The sequence below is a fragment of the Streptomyces sp. NPDC005878 genome (assembly GCF_040629815.1).
In the GTDB taxonomy this organism is placed as follows: Bacteria; Actinomycetota; Actinomycetes; order Streptomycetales; family Streptomycetaceae; genus Streptomyces.
On record NZ_JBEXWK010000070.1, the window covers coordinates 1 to 1,069 of the forward strand.

Consider the following 1,069-nt stretch of genomic DNA (forward strand, 5'->3'; position numbering starts at 1 on the left):
TCGTCGGTGCAGACCCACGACCGGCCCAGCAGCGCGTCCCGGAAGGGGTTGTGGACGGCGGTGACGGTGACGAGCGCGTCCTTGGGTGCGATCGGCGCGTCCAGGGGGGTGAGCAGCCGGTAGCGGGAGATGGTCTCCCCCACCCATGGCTGCCCGGCGTCCGGTGCGACGGCCTGGCGGCTCTGCGCCTGCGGCTGCACCGCCCCCGGCCCCTCGTACAGCACGGTGCCGACGGGCCGCTCCAGCTCGCCGGTGGCGGGGTCGAGGACGGGTGGGCCGGTGGCCGGGAGGGTGATGCGCACGGTGTCGCGCAGCACCAGGCCCTCAATGAGGGTGGCAGCTTTCGCGAGCACGCCGTCAAGGTTGGCCATGGCGTTCAGCCCTTGCCCTGTGCCCAGTCGGCGAGCTGGCGGAGCATGGCCCGGGTCAGCTCGTACCGGTCGTGGCCGAGGTCGTCGCGGTTCAGGGCGGCGTTCTCTAGGGCCGCGGGGTCGATGCTGCCCAGGAACGCGGCGATCGCGTCCCCCGGGCTGTCGGCCGGCTCGGGCGGCTCACCGACCAGTACGCGGGCCATGCCCTCGAAGAGGACGGGGTCGGTGGTGATGCTGCGGTACAGGACCAGGACGGGGGGCTGCCCGGCCTGGTGCTCCAGGGTGTAGCCGCGCAGCGCGTCGCCGAGGTCGGTGTCGCCAACCATGACCGACGACGCGAAGCCATCGGTGGTGATCCGTACGGCGCGCGCGGGGTCGTTGAGTGGCAGTTCGGGCGGGGTCTCGGTCACGGGTAGGTCCTCACGGTCGCGAGCAGGCTCATACGTCGTCGTCTTCCTCGTCGAGGAGCGCGTCCGGGTCGGGGGCGAGCTCGGTGTCCGCACCGAGGGCGAAGCCGAACGGCAGGGGCTCCGGGTCAGTGGGCGGCGCGGGCAGGGCTGCGAACAGGCGGCGGGCAACGCCCTCAACGCGGCGCAACTGCGAGGCGCCAGGGCTTCCCTTGAGGCGGATGTCGACGGAGCGGTCACCGGACCGCAGGATCACGCGCACTACAGCCCGCCGTCCACGAGTCGGCCGGT

General features: G+C 73.0%; 3 protein-coding genes. All 3 read right to left on the reverse strand.

The annotated features are described in order from the left end of the window. Positions 1-371, reverse strand: a 371-nt coding sequence (locus tag ABZ404_RS39155; RefSeq protein WP_358991755.1) for a DUF6093 family protein, incomplete at its 3' end; no start/stop codon positions are given. Between the two features lie 5 nt (positions 372-376). Continuing rightward, positions 377-781, reverse strand: a complete 405-nt coding sequence (locus ABZ404_RS39160; RefSeq protein ID WP_358991758.1) for a hypothetical protein — start codon at positions 779-781, stop codon at positions 377-379. Positions 782-809: 28 nt separating this feature from the next. After that, the coding region (locus ABZ404_RS39165) for a hypothetical protein (RefSeq protein ID WP_358991761.1) at positions 810-1,069 on the reverse strand (260 nt) is incomplete at its 5' end.